The sequence below is a fragment of the Janthinobacterium sp. 1_2014MBL_MicDiv genome (assembly GCF_001865675.1).
Classification (GTDB): domain Bacteria; phylum Pseudomonadota; class Gammaproteobacteria; order Burkholderiales; family Burkholderiaceae_D; genus Janthinobacterium.
The window spans coordinates 4,114,379-4,136,513 of sequence record NZ_CP011319.1 but is presented as its reverse complement, the minus strand read 5'-3'; the positions used below and the strand labels follow the sequence as shown (position 1 = coordinate 4,136,513).

The following is a 22,135-nucleotide window of genomic DNA, read 5'->3' as shown; positions in this document are numbered from 1 at the left end:
GGAGATGACATGAAACACACATTCGTAGCGGCGGCCGTCCTGGCCACACTCTTCGCCGGCGGCGCCAGCGCGCAATCGTCGGTCACCGTGTACGGCTTGCTCGACGCGGGCCTGACCTCCGAGCATGGCGGCGCGGAAGGCTCCGTCACCAAGCTGGCCACCGGCGTGCAGTCAGGCAGCCGCATCGGCTTCAAGGGCACGGAAGACCTGGGCAACAATTTGAAAGCTAACTTCTTGCTGGAAAATGGTCTCGACCTCGACACGGGCGCCTACCGCCAGGGCGCCTTGTTCGGGCGCAAGGCCTACGTGGGCCTGTCGGGCGATTTCGGCGCCGTGAATATCGGCTTGCAGCACAATCCGCTGTTCACCGCGCTGGACAATATCGACCCGTTCGAGACGGGCATGACGGGCGCCTCGATCAACCTGATGAGCGTGGCCACCCTGCGCACGAAAAATGCCATCATGTACGAGACGCCGAAGGTGAACGGCCTGTCGGCCGCCATCATGTACGGCCTCGGCGAAAAGCCGGACAGCAATACCCTGGGCCGCACCATCGACTTTTCCATCGATTATGCCAACGGCCCGCTGGTGCTGACGCTGGCGCACGACAACCGCAAGGACACGCCGCTGAACACGGCAAAAGTCACCTTGCTGGGCGGCACCTACGATTTCGGTGCCGCCAAGCTGCACGCCGCGTATGAGACGGACAAGGACGATGCGGGCACGGATTTCCGCAACTACATGCTGGGCGCGTCGGCGCCCGTGGGCGCGGCGGGCAGCGTGATGGCGTCCTACATCCGCAAGGATGACCGTACGAACGCGCGCCGCGGCGGGCGCCAGCTGGCCATCGGCTATACCTATGCCTTGTCCAAGCGCACGAATCTGTACACCTCGTACGGCCGCATCAACAACGATGGCGCCGGCACCAACTTTGTCGGCGATGCTTCCAGCGGCGGCAGCGTGCCCTTGCCTGGGCATAACTCGAGCGCCTTCACGGCCGGCATGCGCCTGAAGTTCTAAGGAGTCAGGCTGGCGGCACCGGTGGCGGCTTATCTGTTGCGGATAAGCCGCCATTGTTGTTTCAGGAATGGGACTTTGTTACGGATTCCGGATTCAGGAATGAAACAGTCCGATTTTTCATGAATTTTCATTGACAGCGCATTTCGCAACCGTTAAATTGAACACGTATTTCAAATATCGGAACAAAATATACCGATTTTTCATAAAACTGTAAGGAGACTGAGCCATGACCGATTTGTCCGACCAAAAAGCCGCCGCCGCTGCCATTCCAGTGGGCCCGCAAAAGATGACGCCGTCCGAAGCGTTCGTGGAAACCCTGGCCGCCAATGGCGTGACCGACATGTTCGGCATCATGGGCTCGGCCTTCATGGACCCGATGGATATCTTCGCGCCGGCCGGCATCCGCTTGATCCCCGTCGTGCACGAGCAGGGCGCCGGCCACATGGCCGACGGCTATGCCCGCGTCTCGGGCCGCCATGGCGTGGTCATCGGCCAGAACGGCCCCGGCATCAGCAATTGCGTCACGGCCATCGCCGCCGCCTACTGGGCGCACACGCCGGTCGTGATCATCACGCCGGAAACGGGCACGATGAGCATGGGCCTGGGCGGCTTCCAGGAAGCGAACCAACTGCCGATGTTCGAGGAATTCACCAAATACCAGGGCCACGTGACGAATCCGGCCCGCATGGCCGAATTCACGGGCCGCTGCTTCGACCGCGCCATGTCGGAAATGGGCCCGACGCAACTGAATATCCCGCGCGACTATTTCTATGGCGAAATCAAGGCCGAGATCCCGAAACCGAACCGCCTCGACCGCGGCGCCGGCGGCGAGCAAAGCCTGAACGATGCGGCCGAACTGCTGGCGCAAGCCAAGTTCCCCGTGATCATCTCGGGCGGCGGCGTCGTCATGGGCGACGCCATCGAGGAGTGCAAGGCCCTGGCCGAGCGCCTCGGCGCGCCGGTGGTCAACAGCTACCTGCATAACGACTCGTTCCCCGCCAGCCATCCGCTGTGGTGCGGCCCGCTGGGCTACCAGGGTTCCAAGGCGGCGATGAAACTGATCGCCCAGGCCGACGTCGTCGTGGCCTTGGGTTCGCGCCTGGGCCCGTTCGGCACCCTGCCGCAGCACGGCATGGATTACTGGCCGAAAAACGCCAAGATCATCCAGATCGACGCCGACAACAAGATGCTGGGCCTGGTCAAGAAAATTTCGGTGGGCATCTGCGGCGACGCCAAGGCGGCCGCCAAGGCCATCCTGGCCCGCCTGGACGGCAAGACCCTCGATTGCGACGCCACGCGCGAAGAACGCTATGCCACCGTGCAGGCGGAGAAGGCGGCGTGGGAAGAGGAATTGACGAACTGGACGCATGAAAAGGATGCGTACAGCCTGGACATGATCGAAGAGCAGAAGAAAGAGCCGGGCAACTACCTGCACCCGCGCCAGGTCTTGCGCGAGCTGGAAAAAGCCATGCCGGAAGACGTGATGGTGTCGACCGACATCGGCAACATCAACTCGGTGGCGAACAGCTATCTGCGCTTTGAAAAGCCGCGCAGCTTCTTTGCGGCGATGAGCTTTGGCAACTGCGGTTATGCCTTCCCGACCATCATCGGCGCCAAGGTGGCCGCGCCGCACCGTCCGGCCGTGTCGTATGCGGGCGACGGCGCCTGGGGCATGAGCCTGATGGAAACGATGACCTGCGTGCGCCACAACATTCCCGTGACGGCCGTGGTGTTCCACAACCGCCAGTGGGGCGCGGAAAAGAAAAACCAGGTGGATTTCTACAACCGCCGCTTCGTCGCCGGCGAGCTCGACAACCAGAGCTTCGCGGAAATCGCGCGCGCCATGGGCGCCGAAGGCATCACGGTCGACAAGCTGGAAGACGTGGGTCCGGCGCTGAAGAAGGCGATCGACATGCAGATGAATGAAGGCAAGACGACCATCATCGAAATCATGTGCACGCGCGAGCTGGGCGACCCGTTCCGCCGCGATGCGCTGAGCAAACCGATCCGTCACCTGGACAAGTATAAAGACTACGTGTAATCCGTCGGCCCCTTCCTTGTATGACCCCGGCAATCGCGCCGGGTTTTGTATGCCGGAGCCATCTTCCTGCTTCCGTGGTTCCGGCATTTTTTTACCGAATTGGAGTTTCCATGAAAGCCCTGCACCGCATCATCGCCCAGGCCCGCGCCGTGCCGAAAAACATCGTCTTGTGCGAGGGCGATGATGTGCGCGTGCTGCAGGCGGCCGCGCGCGCCGCTGCCGAAGGCCTGGCGCACATCACCATCGTCGGCAAGCCGGCCGCCATCCTGGCGCTGGCGCGCGAACACGGACTGGACCTGGACGCCGTGCGCCTGGTCGATCCGGCCGCCTCGAGCGAGGCGGAGCATTATGCCCAGCAATTGTTTGTGCTGCGTCAAGCCAAGGGCATGACGGTGGCGCAGGCGCGCATCGCCGTGCAGGACCCCCTGTGCTACGCCAACCTGATGGTGCGCCTGGGCGACGCCGACGGCTGCGTGGCAGGGGCCGTGCACACGACGGCCGACGTGGTGCGCAGCGCCATCCAGATCATCGGCGTCGACCCGGCCTTCAAGCTGGTCTCCAGCTTTTTCCTGATGATGCTGTGCGAACCGTTCCACAGCCTGAAGGGCGGCTTCATCTTTTCCGACTGCGCCCTCGTCGTCGATCCGAAGGCGGAAGAGCTGGCCGACATCGCCATGGCCGCCGCCGACAGCGCGCAAGCGTTGCTGATGGAAGAGCCGCGGGTCGCCATGCTGTCGTTTTCCACCAGCGGCAGCGCCCACCACGCGGCCGTCGACAAGGTGCATGCGGCCACGGACCGGGTCAAGGCCCAGCGTCCGCTGCTGGCCATCGATGGCGACGTGCAGCTCGACGCGGCCATCGTGGCCGAGATTTCGCAGCGCAAGGTCAAGGATTCCGTCGTCAATGGCCGCGCCAACGTGCTGGTGTTCCCGAACCTGGACGCGGGCAATATCGGCTACAAGCTGGCCGAGCGCATGGGCGGCGCCGTCGCCATCGGACCCCTGCTGCAAGGCTTGAACAAGCCGGCCAACGACCTGTCGCGCGGCTGCTGCGCCGACGATGTCTACAACGTCATTGCGGTGACGGCCGTGCAGGCCCAGGGTGGACGCTGACTTTCTGTTCAGCTTGCCCGTACTGGCGCTGCTGGGCGTGGTGGCGGCGGGCACGTATTTCCAGACCGTGACGGGGTTCGGACTGGGCATGATCGTCATGGGCGTGGCCAGCGGACTGGGCCTGGCGCCCGTACCCGCGCTGGCGGCCCTCGTCAGCCTGCTGTCGCTGGCCAATTGCCTGGTGGCCTTGCCGGGCGCCTTGCACCACCTGGACTGGCGCGCCATCCGCGCGGCCAGCATCGGCTTGCTGCCGGCCATGGCGGCCGGCGTCCTGCTACTGGGCTATCTGGACCAGGCCTATGCGCCCTTGCTGAAGCTGCTGCTGGGCGCGGCCATCGTGTATGGCGGCGTCAGCATCTTGCTGCAGGCGCCGCCGGGACCCGGTGCGGCCGACAGGCGCAGTTTCTTCATCAGCGGCGTGTGCGGCGGCCTGTTCTCGGGCCTGTTTTCGCTGGCGGGGCCGCCGCTCGTGTATCAGTTCTATCGCCAGGAAATGAGCCTGACCACCATCCGCTACAGCCTGATCTTCCTGTTCGCCATCAGCGCGGGCGGGCGCTCGCTGATGGCGGGCAGCCAGGGCCAGCTCGACGCGAAGGTCTTGCTGCTGTGCATGCTGGCCCTGCCCGTGGGCGTGCTGGCCACGATGGCCGGCAAGCGCTACCCGCCGCCGATCGCCCAGCGCGGCATGCGCCGCATCGCGTTTGCCGTGCTGACCTTGATCGGCATTTCGCTGATGGCGGCGGCCGTGCCACAGTTGCTGGCCTAGGCTCAGGGCCGGACCGCCGCGTCGGCGAAGAAGCGGTAGCCCGCATTGCGCGCCGTGTTGATGGGCAAGGGCAGTCCCGTGGCTTGCTCCGTCTTGCGGCGCAGGCGGCGGATTTGCGTATCGAGGCGGCGCTGGTCGTAATCGAGGTAATCCTCGCCCAGCGACTGCACGATTTGCTGGCGGCTGACGATGCGTTCCGGCTCGGCCATCAGTACCCGCAGCACGGTGGCATCTTGTTGTGATAGCGCAATGGCGCTGCAACCTGGCGGCAACAGCCGGCGCGGCCCCAGTTCGAGTATCCAGGTGGCCGGCGCCGACGGCTCGCCCAGGCGCCGCTGCAAGGCAAGCAGGGTGGCGGCCAGTTCGTCGAGGTCCGTGCTCTTGGGCAGGTAGTAATCGGCGCCGCCGCTCAATCCCTTGATCTTGTCCGGCGTGGTGCCGCGCGCCGTAAACACGAGGATGCCAAGCTGTGGGTCTTGCGCGCGCAGGGTTCTGACCAGTTCCATGCCATCGCCATCGGGCAGGCCCAGGTCGATGACGGCGATGTGGTGCCGCACGGTCTGGTAGCAGGCATGAAAGCCGGCCAGGTCGGCGACGGTGCTCACGCGGTAGCCGCAGTCGCCGAGAAACTCGGCCAGTTCCTGGCGCAGCACGGCTTCGTCTTCAAGCAGAATAAGGTTCAACATGGCGCAAGGATAACCGATCGCCCCGGCGGCGTGAAGGCGGCTTGATGGTCGCTTGATCTGCCTGTGGTAAGCTGCGCCGCCATGCAAATCCTGCTCGCCATCTTCCTGTTTTTCGCCGCCCTCCACCCCCTTGCCGGATGGGCCGCGCCTGCGCCTCTGGTGCTGCCGGCCGGCGCGCAAAAGGTGACGGCCAGCGGCCACCTGCGCATGCTGGCTGACCCCGGCGGCAAGCTGGATCCCGATGCGGCCCTGCATGCGGCTGGCTGGCGGGCCTTGCCTGCCGCCGTCAGCGCCGGCTACACGGACGACGCCATCTGGCTGCGCCTGGACGTGGTGCGCGCGGCGGCATCGCCCGATGAATGGGTGTTGCGTTTTAGCAACGCCGTGCTCGACGATGTGCGCCTGTACCGGCTCGACGGCGAGGGGCGCTGGGCGCTGCAAACGGCGGGCGCGGACGTGCCGCGCGCCGCCTGGCCCGTCGATGCGCGCCAGGTCGTGTTTCCCTTGCGCCTGCGGGCGGGCGCGGACGAACAATGGCTGGTGCGCCTGCACAGCAAGAAAGCCATGTCGACGGAGCTGACCCTGTGGCCGCGCGCGGCCTTCGATGAGTCGTCGCGCCGCGAATACCTGTATTACGGCTTGCAGTTCGGCAGCTATCTGTTGCTGATCCTGTTTCACATCTTCTTCTGGCGCATGACGCGGGAAGCCCACAGTGGCTGGTATTTGCTGTATGTGTTGAGCAATGCCACCACGGAAGCGCTGACGATCGCCATTCCGCAGCAGATCTTCAGCATGCCGAACTGGCTTTCCGATCCCATGCTGGGCGTGTCGATGGCGGCGTCCATCGCCGTCGGTACCCGTTTCTCCATCTTGCAGCTGGAGTTGTCCGCCCTGTATCCGCGCTTCAGCCGCGGCGTGATGGGCGCCACGGCCGCCGCCGCCCTGACCGGGGCCCTGCTGGTGCTGTGCGGCCGCTACGCCGCCGGCGTGCTGGTGGTGCAGGGCGCGGCGCTGCCGCTGATCGCTGTCTTCATCGCGCTGGCCACCTGGCTGGCCTTGCGCGGCCACCGCCCGGCGCGCGCCTTCCTGCTGATATTCGGCATTTTTTACGCGGGCGTGCTGGTCAGCTTCCTGCGCAATATGGGCGTGCTGCCGCCCAATTTCTGGACCAACCACGCCGCTACCCTGGGGGCGTTCGTGCACATGATGCTGATGAGCTTGCGCTTGAACCGGCGCTACGCGGAACTGCGCCGCGCCAAGGACCTGGCGCAGGCACAGGCCGTGCGGGCCGTGCGGGCGCTCAACGAGCGGCTGGAAGAACAGGTGGCGCTGCGCACGGCCGCCCTGCGGCAGGAAATCGGCCGGCGCGCCGCGCTCGAAGGCGAGTTGCGCGCGGCGCTAGAGGTGGAAACGCGCACCCGCGAAGAGCAGCAGGATTTCGTGGCCATGGTATCGCATGAATTCCACACGCCTTTGGCCATCATCAATACGACGGCGCAGCAAATTGCCCGCAATCCTGGCGCCGTGTGGGACAAGACGCTGCAGCGCTGCCAGAACCTGCGCGAGGCCAGCGGCCGCATGGCCGCCCTCGTCGATGAATACCTGAGCGCCGACCGCATGGAAACGAGCGCGGCCACTTTCCGTCCCCAGCACTGCGATCCACGCGTGCTGCTCGAGACCGTGCTGGCCGAATGGCCGGCCGGCAGGGTGGAGGCCAGCATGCGGGACTTGCCGGCGCGCCTGCAATGCGATCCCGGCCTGCTGCGCGTGGCGCTGCGCAACCTGCTCAGCAATGCTGACCGGCACGCGCCGCAGGCGCAAGCCATACGCTTCGACGCGGCCATGCCCGCCGATGGCGGCATCCAGTTTACCGTCAGCAATGATGGCGACGCGCTGCCCGTCGATGAAATCCCCCGCCTGTTCCAGAAATACTTCCGTGGCCGCATCGCCCAGCACAAGCCGGGCGCCGGGCTGGGCCTGTACCTGGTGCGGCGCATCGCCGAACTGCACGGCGGCCAGGTGACGCTGGAGCGCACGGGCAGCGACGGCATCGTCAGCTTTTCCATGCGCCTGCCAGCCTAGCCTCGGCGCGCATATTCCCGACTGAATCGCTCGGGAATTGCTCAGGTTTGCTCACTTATAAATCTGCAATTCTTGTTATATTTCCCCCAAGAAATTTCTGTAGCTTTTAGCCACGACTGTGTAGCGAAATGCAACAGAAATGGCGCCAGGGACAGAGGGCTGCCGCATCGCGCGTGTCCAGCCGCTTTCTCGCCCGCCGGCGCTGCCCCTCCCGGGTGAGGGAGGGCTCGCGCGCGGCCGCGCCCCCATCCACAATGACAAGGATACACAGCATGCACCGTCACGCTTCACTGAATCATATTTACCGGCTCGTCTGGAGCCACGTCCTGAATGCCTGGGTTGCCGTCGCCGAGACGTCGCGCGGACGCGGCAAGGGCGCGCGCCGCAAGCTGGCCGCCGCCGTGGCCGCCATCGGCGCGCTGGCGCTGGGTGGACCCGCCTGTGCCGGTCCCACGGGCGGCCAGGTGGTGGCGGGCACGGCCACCATCAGCCAGTCCGGCACCACCACGACGGTGCAGCAGGCGAGCCAGCAGGCCACGCTGAACTGGTCCAGCTTCAATGTCGGCAGCAAGGAAAGCGTGAACTTCGTCCAGCCTTCGTCCAGCGCGCTGGCCGTCAACCGCATCCTCGACGGCAATGGCTCGCAGATCCTCGGCCGCCTGAACGCGAATGGCCAGGTGTACCTGATCAACCCGAACGGCATCCTGTTTGGCCGCACGGCCCAGGTCAACGTGGGCGGCCTGGTGGCGTCGACCCTGGAGGTGGACAGCGCGAGTTTGCGCAGCAACAAGCATGTCTTCAACGGCAAGGGCGGCGGCAGCATCGTCAACGAAGGCACGATACGCGCGGCGGACGGCGGCTACGTGGCCTTGATTGCCGCCCGCATCGTCAACAGCGGCACGCTCGCCGCGCGCGCCGGCAGCGTGCTGATGGGCGCCGGCAGCCAGGTCACGCTGGACGTGGGCGGCCCCGTCAAGCTGCAAGTGACGCAGGGCGCACTCGACACGCTGATCGAAAATGGCGGCGCGATCCAGGCCGACGGCGGCCGGGTGTTCCTGACGGCCAAGGCGGCAGGCGAACTGGCGTCAAGCGTCATCAACAATACGGGCGTGATCGAGGCGCGCACGCTGGCCACGGGCGAACGGGGCCAGATCGTGCTGCTGGGCGACATGGACAAGGGCAGCGTCAGGGTGGCAGGCGTGCTCGACGCCAGCGCGCCGCAGGGCGGCGACGGCGGTTTCATCGAAACCAGTGCAAACCGGGTCGCCATCGACGCCGCGCGGGTCAGCACGGCCGCGCCGCGCGGAGCGACCGGCACCTGGCTGATCGATCCGAACGACTTCACGGTGGCTGCCAGCGGCGGCAACATGACGGGGGCCGAGGTGTCGAATGCCCTGGCCAGCAATAATTTCGCCATCATGACCAGCAGCATGGGCACGACGGGCGGCAATGGCGACATCCACGTGAACGACGCCATCGCGTGGTCGGCCAACAAGCTCAGCCTGATTGCCGAGCGCAACATCAACATCAACGCGAACCTGAACGCGACGGGCAGCGGCTCGCTGGCTTACCAGTATGGCCAGGGCACGGCCGATGGCGCGGGCAGCGGCTACAAGGTGGCGGCCGGCGTGGCCGTGAATATCCCGGCATCCGGCGCCTTCACCTGGCAAAAAGGCAGCGCCGGCAAGGTGAACAATCTGGTGCTGGACAATGGCAAGGTACGCTTCGGCGATGGCAGCCAGGATTCCTTTACGGCCGATGGCCTCCTGAAAACCCCGTTTTATTTTGACAATACCAGTCCTGGCCGCAATGGCTGGTTCCAGCTGACCCTGGGCCGGCCCTTCGAGTTTGCCGTGGCGGCAGGCGGCAATGGCGGCACGTCGTGGAATGCGAATGGCGAGCTGCTGATCGCCAATGGCATGGGCGGCGGCATGGGCGGCATGCCCGGCATGGGCGGCGGCGACTATGCGGCGGCGCTGAGCAACCGTTCCCTGAATATCGCCGGCTACCAGGAGGGGCAGGGCACGGTGGTGACGTCGGGGACGCTGACTTTCCGCACCCTGAACCAGTCGGCCCGCGTCACGCATACCTATGCCTTGAAGGCGGGCGATTCCTTCGTCAACATGGATAGCCGGCTCACCAACCTGAGCGATACGCCCTTGACCAATGTGCGCATGTGGCTGGGCACGGGCGATGACTACATCGGCGCTTCCGACGCCAATTACAAGACCAAGGGCAATATCGTCTCTGGCGCATTTGCGCCATTGAGCGACGGCAAGAATGCGTCGAATGCCATCATGGTGACGGAAACGGACAGCACGACGAGCGGCTCGGCCATCCTGTTCTATTCCACGACGGCGGGCGTCGATACCGTGCACAGCCGGTGCTGCGTCTTCGCGAATGCCATCAACCAGGATCCCCGCACCACCGCCGTGGCCTCGGGCCGGACGGACGGCAGCTACGCCATGTTCCTGCGCGCGGCCGACCTGGCCCCGGGACAGAGCGGCGGCATGTCCGTCTACTATGCGGCCGCGCCCGTGGCCCAGCTGAAGGATGCCATTACCTCGGTCGACAATGCGGCCGGCAATGCGTCCAAGCCCGTCTACATCCGCCTGGCCCCGGGCAGCAGCGTGTATGGCGACGTGCCCGTCTTTCACTATGCGCTGTACGACGCCCTGAGCGGTGGCCTGCTGGTCACCGATGCCAGCGCCAGCGGCACCATTTCCTGGCTGGGGGCGCCTACCGCCACCTCGTCGGCCGGGGTCTACACGATCACCTATGACACGGGCCTGGTGCTGGGCAAGACGGGCTATACGCTGACGCCGGGCGGCCCCGTGTACTGGACGGTGACGCCGCGCGCGCTGGACGTCGCCGTCAGCAAGACGTATGACGGCAGCGCCACCTTCAATGCCGGCTTCGTCCTGTCGGGACTGGTCAATGGCGACAGCGCGCCCACCGTCAGCGGCACGGCCCGCGTCAGCGGCAGCAGCGCCGGGCGCTACAGCCGCTTCGACGCCAGCACCTTGAGCCTGTCGAACGGCAACTATGTGCTGAACACGGACAGTGCCAGCGCCAGCATCGCCGCGCGCCCCATCGTTGTGACGGCCGATGCGAAAAGCAAGGCCTATGGCAATGCCGACCCCAGCCTGACGTACCAGGTCACGGATGGCAGCCTGGTGGCCGGCGACAGCCTGGCCGGCGTGCTGCGCCGTGCCGCGGGAGAGAGCGTGGGCAGCTACGCCATCGACGCTTCCGGCTTGAGCAACGGCAACTATGTGATCACGGCGCGCAATGGCAGCCTGAAGATCGAGACGGATCCGGCACTGGAGAACGCGATCCGCCTTGCGCGGCGCCAGGTCACCACGGGCACCAACGACGTGGCGGCAGGAACGACGGCTTACGCGGCGGGACCGGCCGTGCCTGGCGTGGCAGGGCAGGGTGCTGCCGGCGCGGCGCCCGCTGGTGGCGCCACCATCGCCGGTGGACTGCTGCTCGTCCCCGTGGCCGACGCGGCGCAGCCTGCGCCGGCGGCCGCTGGCACGCTGCTGGCCGCCGCGGGCGGCACCGATAGTGCGGGCTATACGCGCATCCTCGTCGTCAACGGCGGCATACGCCAGGCTCCGGTAGTCCCGGTGGCGGAAAGCGCCGCGCAATGAAGGCACTGACTCAACAAATAAAAGCATCCATGAAAAAACATCCACATCCACAGGCGACGCGCCTTGCCCTGGCGCTGGGCCTGGCCTTCCTGCCGTTTGCCGCGCACGCGCAAGTTCCCCCCGATGCGGGGCAAACCCTGCGGCAGTTGCAGGCGCCGCTGGCGCCGCCGCGCGACAGCCAGCCGTTGACGATACAGGCGCCGCTCGACGCGGCACCGGTGGCGCCCGGCGGGCCGGCCGTGACGCTGCGTTCCGTGACGCTGGCGGGCAATTCCGTGTTCAGCCAGGAGGCGCTGCGCGCGGCGCTGGGCGAGGTAACGGGCACGACGTTTGACCTGGCCGGCCTGCGCGGCCTGGCCGGGCGCCTCAGCGCGTTTTACCATGCCGGCGGCTATCCGTTTGCCCGCGCCATCGTGCCGCCGCAAGGCCTCGAGCACGGCGAGCTGCGCATCGACATCATCGAGGGACGCTACGGCGTGGTTCGGGCGGAAGGTGAAGATGCCGCGCTGGCGCGGCAGGCGACAGCCTTCCTTGGCAACTTGCAACCAGGCAGCGTGATCGCCAGCGCCCCGCTCGAACGTGCCGCCTTGCTGCTCGATGACTTGCCCGGCATCGTGGCCAGCGCCACGATGCGTCCGGGCGGGCAGGCGGGCACGGGCGACCTGATCGTCCAGGTGGCGCGCGAGCGGCGCATCAGCGGCGATATCGGCCTGGACAACGCCGGCAGCCGCTACACGGGGAAAAACCGGCTGCGGGCGAATGTCGATATCAACAGTCCTTTCCTGCTGGGCGACCAGATCAGCGTGCGGGCCCTGCTCAGCGAGGAGGAGTTATGGCTCGGTTCGCTTGGCTACAGCCTGCCCCTGGGTGTTTCGGGCTTGCGCGGCAATGTGGCGTATTCGCACACCAGCTATGTGCTGGCGAAGGAATTTGCCAGCCTGCATGCGAATGGCACGGCCAAGGTGGCAAGCGCCGGCCTCAGCTATCCCATCCTGCGCTCGCAACAGGCGAACCTGACCCTGATCGCCACCTACCAGTCGAAGGACTTGCAGGATAACCGCGACAGCACGGCCACCTATGAAAGCAAGTCGAGCAAGTCGCTGCCCGTGGCCCTGCAGTTCGATTACCGCGACGCCTGGGATGGCGTGACGTATGGCAGCGTGAGCTGGACGCCGGGCAAGCTGAAGCTCGATGCGGGCCTGGCCGCCGTCGATGCCTACGGCACCAGGGGCAGCTTTCATAAGTTCAACCTCGATGTCGTGCGCCTGCAATCCTTGCCTGCCGGCTTCAGCCTGATGGCCCATGTGGGCTGGCAGCAGGCGGACGGTAACCTGGACTCGTCGGAAAAGCTGAGCCTGGGCGGCGCCAGCGGCGTGCGCGCCTATCCATCGGGCGAAGCCACGGGCGACGAGGGCGGCCTGGCGCAGCTGGAACTGCGCTACGGCGCCGGCGCCTTCACGCCGTATGCGTTCATGGATGCGGGGCGCGTCACGCTCAACGCCAAGCCCGTGGTGGCCGGCGATAACCGGCGCAGCCTGCGCGGCGGCGGCCTGGGCTTGCGCTACCAGCACCAGGCGTGGAGCGTGGATGCGGCCCTGGCCTGGCGCACGGTGGGCGGCCGGCCGCAATCGGAGGCGAACAGCGATCCCAAGCCGCGCGTGTGGCTGAACCTCGAGTACCGCTTCTAGGCGGCGCACTGCAAGGCGCACGATTGAAACGTGCGCCTTGCAAAATAATCAAACAGCCGTTATATTCCCCGTTCTTTCTCGAACCCCTTCCTTATTGGAGCCAAAAGTGCCTCGCTTCTTCGCCATCAACTGCTAACGCTGACGAAATGCTCTCTGCAGCATCGTTCGGCGCGTTGACGCCCCCGATTGCTGCGGCACTGTTTTTGCTCCATCCGCACACGTATCCAGGACCACCGTCCTGATCGTCCACGCCCGAACACGTCGTCAGCACCCCTGACCCTGTATGGACACGCCCCGGTGAACGCGGCGTGGGACGCTATGTTTTTACAATCTCTGCCCTTATTCAAATACCCGCGCACGCCGCACCTGGAAGGCTCGCGCCTGCAGGACGGCGACGACGCTTCCGACCAGATGCCCCTGAAAAAGCTGGCCGGCCAGTACGTCGTCATCGAGGAAAAAATCGATGGCGCCAACGCGGCCGTGTCGTTCAGCGACGCGGGCGACGTGCTGCTGCAGTCGCGCGGCCACTACCTGGTGGGCGGCGGCAGCGAACGCCAGTTCAACCTGTTGAAACCGTGGGCGCATGCGCACGAACACGCCTTGCTGCATCTGCTGGAAGATCAGTATGTGCTGTTTGGCGAATGGGCTTACAGCAAGCATTCCGTGTTTTACGACCGCCTGCCCCATTACTTCAACGAGTTCGACGTGTATTGCCGCCGCACCCAGACCTTCCTGTCGACGGCGCGCCGCCACGCCATGCTGGCCGGCTCGCCCGTGCTGTCGGTGCCCGTGCTGTATGCGGGAACGATGCCCGCGGCGCCGAAACAGCTGTGGCAGCTGCTGCGCCATTCGCTGGCCAAGTCCCGGCTGTGGCGCGAGGCGTTTGACCACGTGGTGGCGCGCGAGCGCCTGCCGCCGGACCTGTGCTGGAAGCAGACGGACAAGTCCGACCACGCGGAAGGCCTGTACCTGAAAGTGGAAGACGACACGCAAGTGCTGGCCCGCTACAAGCTGGTGCGCCATGACTTTACGCAAACCATCCTCGACAGCGGCTCGCACCACAGCACGCGGCCCCTGATCCCGAACCAGCTGGCCGACGGCGTCGACCTGTACGCGCCGCAGCCGCTCGTCACGTGGGAGGGCCTGGGCCTGCACACCTGCCGTTCGCTCGATGAGCTGGCGGTATTTTCAAGGAGTACAAAATGAACTGGAAACAGTTACAACAACTGGTGCCCATGGCGGGCCAGTCGCCCGACCTTGCCGCCTGCCTGGCCGCCTTCCCGCAGCTGGAACTGGCGAAGACGACGCCGCAAAATCCCGTCTACCACGCGGAAGGCGATGTGTGGACGCATACGGTGATGGTGGTGGAATCGCTGCTGGCCATGCCCGATTACCAGGCCGCCACGCGGGCGGAACAGGAAATCGTCTTCCTGGCCGCCCTGCTGCACGACGTGGCCAAGTGCAGCACCACCGTGATCGACCCGGCAACGGGCGCCATCGGCCAGCCCGGCCACTCGCGCAAGGGCGCCCTCGATGCGCGCATCGCCCTGTGGGATTGCGACGTGCCGTTTGCCGTGCGCGAGGAAATCTGCCGCCTGATCAATGTGCATCAGGTTCCCTTCTTTGCGCTGGAGCCGTCGCGGCGCGGCGTCACGCCCGAGTTCACCGTGCGCGAACTGTCGTGGCAAGTCGATATCCGGTTGCTGGCCATGCTGGCCGAGGCCGATATCCGCGGGCGCATCTGCCCCGATCCGCAGCGCATACTCGACGCCATCGAGCTGTTCCGCGAACTGGCGCGCGAGGAAGGCTGCTATGGCCAGCGGCGCGCCTTCGTCGACGATCACACGCGCGTGAAGTATTTTCGCGGCGCCGAGGCGCATCCCGATTACCCGCTGTTCCAGGAGCCGGGTTCGCACGTGATCGTCATGTCGGGCTTGCCCGCCTCGGGCAAGAATACCTGGGTGGAGCAGCACCATCCGCGCCTGCCCGTCGTCTCCTTCGACGATGCGCGGACGGCCTTGGGCTTGAAGCATGGCAAGAACGAGGGACAGGTGGGCGACTATGCGGAAGAGCGGGCGCGCGAACTGCTGCGCCGTGGCGAGCCGTTCGTGTGGAACGCCACGCATTTGTCCCGCCTGATGCGCGAAAAGACGCTCAACCTGCTGTACAAATACCATGCGCAGGTGGAGCTCGTGTACCTGGAGCAGCCGCGCAAGGAATTACTCAGGCGCAACGGCCAGCGCGACACCTCGCTCAGCAACAAGAAGCTGCAGTCGATGCTGTGGAACTGGGAAATCCCCTTGCCGATGGAGGCGCATGCCGTGCATTACTGCGTCGCTTGAGGCGCGGTGGAAACGGTGTGTTCCCCAGTTTTTCATAAGGATATAAGCAATCAAAATAATAATATTAATTTTTAAAATTGCAACAAACTGAGTATATTGCGATTCTTTCATTTATTACAATGGATTGCCTGGAGCGCTGAACGGCCGGGCTGTGGCGCGGGGGTTTCCCTCGCGTTTCCTGAGTGAATCACCGGGTGATCCACTCTTCCTCTTTGAATGAATTGGAGTCCTCAATGCAAAAATCCCTGATCGCACTGGCCGCGGCGGCCATGCTTGGCCTGGGCGCCATGTCTTCCGCCCAGGCGGCTACCGAGACCATCACCTTTACCGCCGAGCGCGCGCTGGGTGCCACCAACTGGGCTGACACCTTGGGCTTGGGCAAGTTCGACAGCAATCTGGGGACCTTGACCTCGATCAAGTTCCACCTGGAAGGCGCCGTGCAGGGCAGCGGCAAGGCGGAAAGCCTGGACGCCAGCGCCTCCGACGTGACGCTGAGCCTGGCGTCGCTGCTGACCTTGTATCGTCCCGATAATTCCACCTTGCTGGTGGCCAACCCGCTGTTCACGCAGACGTTCGCCCTGAGCGCCTTCGATGGCAGCATCGACTTTGCCGGCACGTCGGGCGCCAATACGGGCCCCCGGTCGAGCACGGGTTCGAATGGCTATACGAGCGCCAGCGCCAGCGATTTCGCCCTGTTTTCCGCGGCGGGCGGCGGCTTGATCCAGCTGGGCCTGAACGCCATCGGTTCCTCGACGGGCAGCGGTTCCGGCAACTTGCTGACGCAGTTCCAGACGGCCGCCTCGGGCCGCGTGGCGGTGACGTATGAATACGTCAGCGCCGTGCCGGAACCGGAAACCTATGCGATGCTGCTGACGGGGCTGGCGCTGGCCGGCGTGATGGCGCGCCGTCGCAAATCCACAGTGTGATCAGCGCCGTGCCCGCCCGGCGATCAGCTGGGCGATCTCGCTGAACAGCTCATTGTTCAGCGAGGCGGGCAGGGTGGTGGCCAGGCTGCGGCTGTAGTAGGCGCCCAGGTCCAGTCCCAGGCCCAGCCCGCAAATCTCGATGGCGCCCTGCGCCTCGCGGCGCGCCACCACCTGTTTCAAGTGCTGGGCCAGGTAAAACTCGTCGTTGGCCAGATTCGTGGCCGTATCCATCGGACAACCGTCGGACACGACGAGCAGGATGCGCCGCCGTTCCGGGCGCGCCAGCATGCGCGTGCATGCCCACTCCACGGCTTCGCCATCGACGCCTTCGCGGTACAAGTCCGCTTTCAGCAGGGCCGCGATATCGGGCCGCGCGCGGCGCCAGCTGGTGTCGCCCCCCTTGAAGACCATGTGCACGAGTTCATTCAGGCGGCCCGGATTGGCGGGCGAGCGGGCGCGCATCCAGTCGCGTTTCACCCGCCCGCCGTTCCACGCGCCCGTCGTAAAACCCAGCAATTCCGTCGTGACGCCGGCCTGGTCCAGCGCGCGCAGCAGCATGTCGAGCAGCACGGCCACGGATTCCGCATGCGTCTTCATGGAGCCGGAGCAGTCGACGAGAAAGGTGACGAGGCAATCGGCTTGCGGCAGGAATTGTTCCTTGCGGAACAGGCGGCGTTCCGATGGCGAACTGATCAGTTGCGCCAGGCGGCGGCCGTCCAGATAGCCTTCCTCTTCGCCGAACGACCAGCCTGCGCGCTGCGGCAGGGCCAACAGCTGGGTAAAGCGCCGCGCCAGGCGGGCCGTGTTGATGCCCAGGCTGGCGATGCGCGCATCCATGCGTTGGCGGTATTCGAGCAGCAGGGCGCGACGCACCAGTTCGCCCGCGTTTTCCTCGCGGTCATACGCCGTCGAGTAAGCCCGGTAAGCGCCATCGCCGTCGCTGAAGGCGCGGCTCTCGCCCAGCGGGGCGGCGTCAGGGAGATGATCGTTGTCGTTGTCGCTGTCGAAATCGAGCAGCAGCTTGAAGGCCGCCTGCGCCCTGGCGTCGCCCGCCTCGTCCTGCTGGCCATCGCGCGCCGCCTGCGCATCCTGCAGCATGGCGTCGACGGCGTGGGCGATGGCCAGCGCGTGGCGCGCATAGGTGGCCTGGTGCGCGCGGTGCCGGCGCAGGCCGGCCAGGTCGCCGCTCAGCTGCGACGAGATGGACCAGCGCGTCGCTTCGATGAAATCTTCCGTCTTTTCCAGCACGGCCCGCGCCGTCAGGCGCGACCAGCACATCTGGAACACCGTGTACAGGAGCAAGCCCGCAGTACCTTCGGCCAGGCCGGAATCGTAAAACGCGTGCGACCAGGCCGTGAAGCGGTGGCGCAGGTTCTCGATCACGCCCGCGTGCTGCTCTGGCGCCAGCGTTTCCACCCGTAACTGTTCCAGCAGCTCGAAGACGAGGCGCGCCACGGGTGCTGGCGGACACAGCGACTTGTGCAGGGCCGTATCCGTATGCAGCAGGCGCAGGGCCACGCTGTCGGCCGCGCCGCGCAAGGACGGTAAATCCTGTAGCGCGGCATCGGCCTGCAAATGGGCCGCGTGGATGGGCAGGGGGCGGTGGCCGTCGTGCAGGCGCCGGCCCCGGTAGCGGATGGAGGCAACGCCGCTGACGGCGCGGATGGCGCCCGCGCACAGTTCATCGGTTGCCTGCTGCTCGCGCGTGTAGGCTGCCGGCTGGGACTCGGGCACGCTCATGGCGCCGTCGCCAGCAATTCCTCATTGAAACAGCGCTGGTAGTACTCGGCCACCATGGGCCGCTCCGCCTCGTCGCATTTGTTGAGGAAGGACAGGCGGAAGGCCAGGGCCGGGTCGCGGAAGATCTGGCAATTCTCGGCCCAGGTGATGACGGTTCTGGGCGACATCAGGCAGGACAGGTCGCCCGCCGCATAGCCCTTGCGTGTGAGGTCAGCCACGGCCACCATGCTGGCCGCCAGCTGGCGGCCCGCCTCGTCATTCATGGCGGGAACTCTCGCCAGTACGATGTCCGTTTCCTCGGCCTGCGGCAGATAGTTCAAGGTGGCAACGATATTCCAGCGGTCGATCTGCGCGTGGTTGAGCACCTGCGTGCCGTGGTACATGCCGTTCAAATTGCCCAGGCCCACCGTATTCGAGGTGGCGAACAGGCGGAAGTGCGGGTGCGGCGTGATGACGCGGTTCTGGTCGAGCAGGGTGAATTTGCCGTCGCGCTCGAGGATGCGCTGGATGACGAACATCACGTCGGGGCGGCCCGCATCGTATTCGTCGAAGATCAGGGCCACGGGGCGCTGCAAGGACCAGGGCACGATGCCTTCCTGGAATTCCGTCACCTGCTGCTGCTCGCGCAGCACGATGGCGTCCTTGCCGACCAGGTCCAGGCGGCTGATGTGGCCATCGAGGTTGACGCGCACGCAGGGCCAGTTCAGGCGCGCCGCCACCTGCTCGATATGCGTGGACTTGCCCGTGCCGTGCAAGCCTTGCACCATCACGCGGCGGTTGTGCGTGAAACCGGCCAGTATCGCCAGGGTCACATCCTTGTTGAAGCGGTAGGCGGGGTCGATGTCGGGCACGTGCGGGTCGCGCTCCGTGAAGACGGGCACGAGCAGGTCACTGTCGATATGAAACAGGCTGCGCACCGATTGCATGCTGTGCGGGGCTTGCGCCGCTGCGGGGGGATGTTGGCGTGAATCTGGCACCTTGTTCTCCTGGTCAAACCGCAGCGTGGGCGCCGCGGCGTTTATGAATTACCGGCTTGCAATGCTTCGCTGTCGCCACCGGTCGTCGGCATGGTTTCCGATTCGATGGCGGCCAATGCCTGCGCGGCGCGCTGCAATGCTGGCAAGAAATGTAAAGCCTTGTCGTGCGTCAAACGGATGATGGGCGCCTGGATCGCCACGGCCAGGTTCGAGCGGCCATTCGGGTTCGGCACCAGCACGGCCACGCACAGCAGGCCGGGCAGGAATTCCTCGTCGTCCAGCGCATAGCCATTGCGGCGCACCACTTCCAGTTCGCGTTCGAGCTTGACGGGGTCCGTCTCCGTCTTGTCCGTAAAGCGCGTCAATTCCATGTGGCCCAGCAGGCGGCGCCGTTGCACGGGCGTCATTTGTGCCAGGAACAGCTTGCCGCTTGACGAGCAGTGGGCCGGCACGCGCGAACCGGGATGCAGATAGAAGCGCAGCGGCGCCGCCGTTTCCACGCGGTCCAGGTACACCACTTCGCTACCGCTGAAGGCCGTCAGGTTGCAGCTTTCGCCCACTTCCTCGACCAGCTGGCGCAAGACCATGCGGCGGGCGCCATGGAAAGTATTGTTAATCAGCAGGTTCGACGCCAGGCGGCGCAGGCGCACGCCTGTGCTGTAGTGGCGGCCATCGCTTTCGCGCTGCAGCACGCCCACGCTTTCCAGCTGTTGCAGCATGCGGTGCAAGGTGGGCTTCGGCAGGCCCGTTTCTTCCACCAGCGCTTGCAGCGACAGCAGCTGGTCTTTCTCGGCAATCACTTCCAGCAAGGCAAACAAACGCATCGTGGGCGTGTCGCCTTCCAGTTTTTCTGGCTCAAGTTTTGGGGATGAAATCATGTCCATGGTGGCCTCGGTTGGGTATCTGTGTGTTATTTCATTTTCGAACTCAAATTGTACCGTTTCCTCGAAATTCTGTTTGACTTTTGATGGCCGAACGCTTAAATTGAATTGTATATCAAATTTCGGAACAAAATATACCGATTTTTGATAAATAAGTTGATCACTTCAACAGCCTCAATCACCACAGACCAGGAGACACCCATGAATGACATGACCGAGCAAAAAGCCGCCGCCGCAGCGGCCACCCCCACCGGCCCGCAAAAGATGACGCCGTCCGAAGCGTTCGTGGAAACCCTGGCCGCCAATGGCGTGACCGACATGTTCGGCATCATGGGCTCGGCCTTCATGGATCCGATGGATATCTTCGCCCCGGCCGGCATCCGTTTGATCCCCGTCGTGCACGAGCAGGGCGCCGGTCACATGGCCGACGGTTACGCCCGCGTCTCGGGCCGCCATGGCGTGGTCATCGGCCAGAACGGCCCCGGCATCAGCAATTGCGTCACGGCCATCGCCGCCGCCTACTGGGCGCACACGCCGGTCGTCATCATTACGCCGGAGACCGGCACGATGAGCATGGGCCTGGGCGGCTTCCAGGAAGCGAACCAGTTGCCGATGTTCGAGGAATTCACCAAATACCAGGGCCACGTGACGAATCCGGCCCGCATGGCCGAATTCACGGGCCGCTGCTTCGACCGCGCCATGTCGGAAATGGGCCCGACGCAACTGAATATCCCGCGCGACTATTTCTATGGCGAAATCAAGGCCGAGATCCCGAAACCGAACCGCCTCGACCGCGGCGCCGGCGGCGAGCAAAGCCTGAACGATGCGGCCGAACTGCTGGCGCAAGCCAAGTTCCCCGTCATCATCTCGGGCGGCGGCGTCGTCATGGGCGACGCCATCGAGGAGTGCAAGGCCCTGGCCGAGCGCCTCGGCGCACCGGTGGTCAACAGCTACCTGCATAACGACTCGTTCCCTGCCAGCCATCGGCTGTGGTGCGGCCCGCTGGGCTACCAGGGTTCCAAGGCGGCGATGAAACTGATCGCCCAGGCCGACGTCGTCGTGGCCTTGGGTTCGCGCCTGGGACCGTTCGGCACCCTGCCGCAGCACGGCATGGATTACTGGCCGAAGAACGCCAAGATCATCCAGATCGATGCCGACAACAAGATGCTGGGTCTGGTCAAGAAAATTTCGGTGGGCATCTGCGGCGACGCCAAGGCGGCCGCCAAGGCCATCCTGGCCCGCCTGGACGGCAAGACCCTCGATTGCGACGCCACGCGCGAAGAACGCTATGCCACCGTGCAGGCCGAGAAGGCGGCGTGGGAAGAGGAATTGACGAACTGGACGCATGAAAAGGATGCGTACAGCCTGGACATGATCGAGGAACAGAAGAAAGAGCCGGGCAACTACCTGCACCCGCGCCAGGTCTTGCGCGAGCTGGAAAAAGCCATGCCGGAAGACGTGATGGTGTCGACCGACATCGGCAACATCAACTCGGTGGCGAACAGCTATCTGCGCTTTGAAAAGCCGCGCAGCTTCTTTGCGGCGATGAGCTTTGGCAACTGCGGCTATGCCTTCCCGACCATCATCGGCGCCAAGGTGGCCGCGCCGCACCGTCCGGCCGTGTCGTATGCGGGCGACGGCGCCTGGGGCATGAGCCTGATGGAAACGATGACCTGCGTGCGCCACAACATTCCCGTGACGGCCGTGGTGTTCCACAACCGCCAGTGGGGCGCGGAAAAGAAAAACCAGGTGGATTTCTACAACCGCCGCTTCGTCGCCGGCGAGCTCGACAACCAGAGCTTTGCCGAGATTGCGCGCGCCATGGGCGCCGAAGGCATCACGGTCGACAAGCTGGAAGACGTGGGTCCGGCGCTGAAGAAGGCGATCGACATGCAGATGAATGAAGGCAAGACGACCATCATCGAAATCATGTGCACGCGCGAGCTGGGCGACCCGTTCCGCCGCGATGCGCTGAGCAAACCGATCCGTCACCTGGACAAGTACAAAGACTACGTCTGATGCGCCCGGGTTGTCGGATGACGCCCTCTGGGCTGATCCGACCTGCGTATCCGCATATGGCGCGGGCGTAGGTCGGAGTAGCCGGGCGTATGCCCGGCGTAATCCGACGCAGCGTTGTGACGAAATTCTCACACATTGTCACTTCAGCATCGTAATTTCAATAAAGAATACAAAGCGTCCCGGTATTTGGATTATTTGA

The 22,135-nt window shown here is 65.0% G+C and carries 15 protein-coding genes; 11 read left to right on the top strand and 4 right to left on the bottom strand.

Annotated elements, in window-relative coordinates; translation table 11 throughout:
• Window positions 1-9 precede the first annotated feature (9 nt).
• From YQ44_RS17835 to YQ44_RS17820, 4 genes are all read left to right on the top strand, one after another.
• Window positions 10-1,020 carry a porin gene (locus tag YQ44_RS17835; protein ID WP_071324526.1) on the top strand — a complete coding sequence of 337 codons (1,011 nt, stop codon included), beginning with the start codon at window positions 10-12 and terminating at the stop codon, window positions 1,018-1,020.
• A 226-nt stretch (window positions 1,021-1,246) separates the two neighbouring features.
• Entirely contained in the window at window positions 1,247-3,061 is a 1,815-nt protein-coding gene (xsc, locus tag YQ44_RS17830) for a sulfoacetaldehyde acetyltransferase (protein ID WP_071324525.1), read from the top strand.
• Between the two features lie 110 nt (window positions 3,062-3,171).
• A complete protein-coding gene (gene pta, locus YQ44_RS17825) occupies window positions 3,172-4,173 on the top strand; it encodes a phosphate acetyltransferase (RefSeq protein WP_071324524.1) in 1,002 nt (333 codons plus the stop codon).
• Window positions 4,163-4,939 (top strand): sulfite exporter TauE/SafE family protein, encoded by a 777-nt coding sequence (locus YQ44_RS17820; RefSeq protein ID WP_071324523.1) that lies wholly within the window; start codon window positions 4,163-4,165, stop codon window positions 4,937-4,939. The genes pta and YQ44_RS17820 overlap by 11 nt, the downstream gene beginning before the upstream one ends.
• Window positions 4,940-4,941: 2 nt before the next feature.
• Here the strand turns inward: YQ44_RS17820 and YQ44_RS17815 are convergent, their stop codons facing one another.
• Window positions 4,942-5,625 (bottom strand): response regulator transcription factor, encoded by a 684-nt coding sequence (locus YQ44_RS17815; RefSeq protein ID WP_071324522.1) that lies wholly within the window; start codon window positions 5,623-5,625, stop codon window positions 4,942-4,944.
• Window positions 5,626-5,706: 81 nt separating this feature from the next.
• Here YQ44_RS17815 and YQ44_RS17810 point away from each other — a divergent pair, with 81 nt between their 5' ends.
• The 6 genes from YQ44_RS17810 (at window position 5,707) to YQ44_RS29580 (ending at window position 16,319) form a co-directional block, all read left to right on the top strand.
• Window positions 5,707-7,707, top strand: coding sequence for a sensor histidine kinase (locus YQ44_RS17810; protein ID WP_071324521.1), 2,001 nt, complete (start codon window positions 5,707-5,709; stop codon window positions 7,705-7,707).
• Window positions 7,708-7,979: 272 nt separating this feature from the next.
• Window positions 7,980-11,363 (top strand): two-partner secretion domain-containing protein, encoded by a 3,384-nt coding sequence (locus tag YQ44_RS17805; protein WP_071324520.1) that lies wholly within the window; start codon window positions 7,980-7,982, stop codon window positions 11,361-11,363.
• Between the two features lie 29 nt (window positions 11,364-11,392).
• A complete protein-coding gene (locus YQ44_RS17800) occupies window positions 11,393-13,051 on the top strand; it encodes a ShlB/FhaC/HecB family hemolysin secretion/activation protein (RefSeq protein WP_071324519.1) in 1,659 nt (552 codons plus the stop codon).
• Window positions 13,052-13,369: 318 nt separating this feature from the next.
• The gene (locus YQ44_RS17795) at window positions 13,370-14,257 is read left to right on the top strand and encodes an RNA ligase family protein (protein WP_071324518.1); all 888 of its coding nucleotides are present in this window, start codon (window positions 13,370-13,372) and stop codon (window positions 14,255-14,257) included.
• Complete coding sequence (locus tag YQ44_RS17790) at window positions 14,254-15,393, top strand: AAA family ATPase (protein ID WP_071324517.1); 1,140 nt, start codon at window positions 14,254-14,256, stop codon at window positions 15,391-15,393. The genes YQ44_RS17795 and YQ44_RS17790 overlap by 4 nt, the downstream gene beginning before the upstream one ends.
• 233 nt (window positions 15,394-15,626) lie before the next feature.
• Window positions 15,627-16,319 carry a choice-of-anchor E domain-containing protein gene (locus tag YQ44_RS29580; RefSeq protein WP_071324516.1) on the top strand — a complete coding sequence of 231 codons (693 nt, stop codon included), beginning with the start codon at window positions 15,627-15,629 and terminating at the stop codon, window positions 16,317-16,319.
• Here YQ44_RS29580 and YQ44_RS17780 read toward each other — a convergent pair whose 3' ends face one another.
• From YQ44_RS17780 to YQ44_RS17770, 3 genes are all read right to left on the bottom strand, one after another.
• Window positions 16,320-18,059, bottom strand: a complete 1,740-nt coding sequence (locus YQ44_RS17780; RefSeq protein WP_071324515.1) for a cobaltochelatase CobT-related protein — start codon at window positions 18,057-18,059, stop codon at window positions 16,320-16,322.
• On the bottom strand, window positions 18,056-18,985 hold the full coding sequence (locus tag YQ44_RS17775) for an AAA family ATPase (protein WP_071324514.1): 930 nt from the start codon (window positions 18,983-18,985) through the stop codon (window positions 18,056-18,058). Before YQ44_RS17775 ends, YQ44_RS17780 begins: the two co-directional genes overlap by 4 nt.
• Window positions 18,986-19,077: 92 nt before the next feature.
• Window positions 19,078-19,914 carry an IclR family transcriptional regulator gene (locus YQ44_RS17770; RefSeq protein ID WP_442905831.1) on the bottom strand — a complete coding sequence of 279 codons (837 nt, stop codon included), beginning with the start codon at window positions 19,912-19,914 and terminating at the stop codon, window positions 19,078-19,080.
• A gap of 213 nt (window positions 19,915-20,127) precedes the next feature.
• Here YQ44_RS17770 and xsc (YQ44_RS17765) point away from each other — a divergent pair, with 213 nt between their 5' ends.
• A complete protein-coding gene (gene xsc, locus YQ44_RS17765; protein ID WP_071326590.1) occupies window positions 20,128-21,936 on the top strand; it encodes a sulfoacetaldehyde acetyltransferase in 1,809 nt (602 codons plus the stop codon).
• Window positions 21,937-22,135 lie beyond the last annotated feature (199 nt).

Bases quoted from the DNA above. Each gene is read 5' to 3' on its own strand.
- YQ44_RS17795 (WP_071324518.1), top strand. From the start codon at position 13,370: ATGTTTTTACAATCTCTGCCCTTATTCAAATACCCGCGCACGCCGCAC.
- YQ44_RS17770 (WP_442905831.1), bottom strand. From the start codon at position 19,914: ATGATTTCATCCCCAAAACTTGAGCCAGAAAAACTGGAAGGCGACACG.
- xsc (WP_071324525.1), top strand. From the start codon at position 1,247: ATGACCGATTTGTCCGACCAAAAAGCCGCCGCCGCTGCCATTCCAGTG.
- YQ44_RS17780 (WP_071324515.1), bottom strand. From the start codon at position 18,059: ATGAGCGTGCCCGAGTCCCAGCCGGCAGCCTACACGCGCGAGCAGCAG.
- YQ44_RS17790 (WP_071324517.1), top strand. From the start codon at position 14,254: ATGAACTGGAAACAGTTACAACAACTGGTGCCCATGGCGGGCCAGTCG.
- xsc (WP_071326590.1), top strand. From the start codon at position 20,128: ATGACCGAGCAAAAAGCCGCCGCCGCAGCGGCCACCCCCACCGGCCCG.
- YQ44_RS17810 (WP_071324521.1), top strand. From the start codon at position 5,707: ATGCAAATCCTGCTCGCCATCTTCCTGTTTTTCGCCGCCCTCCACCCC.
- pta (WP_071324524.1), top strand. From the start codon at position 3,172: ATGAAAGCCCTGCACCGCATCATCGCCCAGGCCCGCGCCGTGCCGAAA.
- YQ44_RS17775 (WP_071324514.1), bottom strand. From the start codon at position 18,985: ATGCAATCGGTGCGCAGCCTGTTTCATATCGACAGTGACCTGCTCGTG.
- YQ44_RS17805 (WP_071324520.1), top strand. From the start codon at position 7,980: ATGCACCGTCACGCTTCACTGAATCATATTTACCGGCTCGTCTGGAGC.
- YQ44_RS17800 (WP_071324519.1), top strand. From the start codon at position 11,393: ATGAAAAAACATCCACATCCACAGGCGACGCGCCTTGCCCTGGCGCTG.
- YQ44_RS29580 (WP_071324516.1), top strand. From the start codon at position 15,627: ATGCAAAAATCCCTGATCGCACTGGCCGCGGCGGCCATGCTTGGCCTG.
- YQ44_RS17835 (WP_071324526.1), top strand. From the start codon at position 10: ATGAAACACACATTCGTAGCGGCGGCCGTCCTGGCCACACTCTTCGCC.
- YQ44_RS17815 (WP_071324522.1), bottom strand. From the start codon at position 5,625: ATGTTGAACCTTATTCTGCTTGAAGACGAAGCCGTGCTGCGCCAGGAA.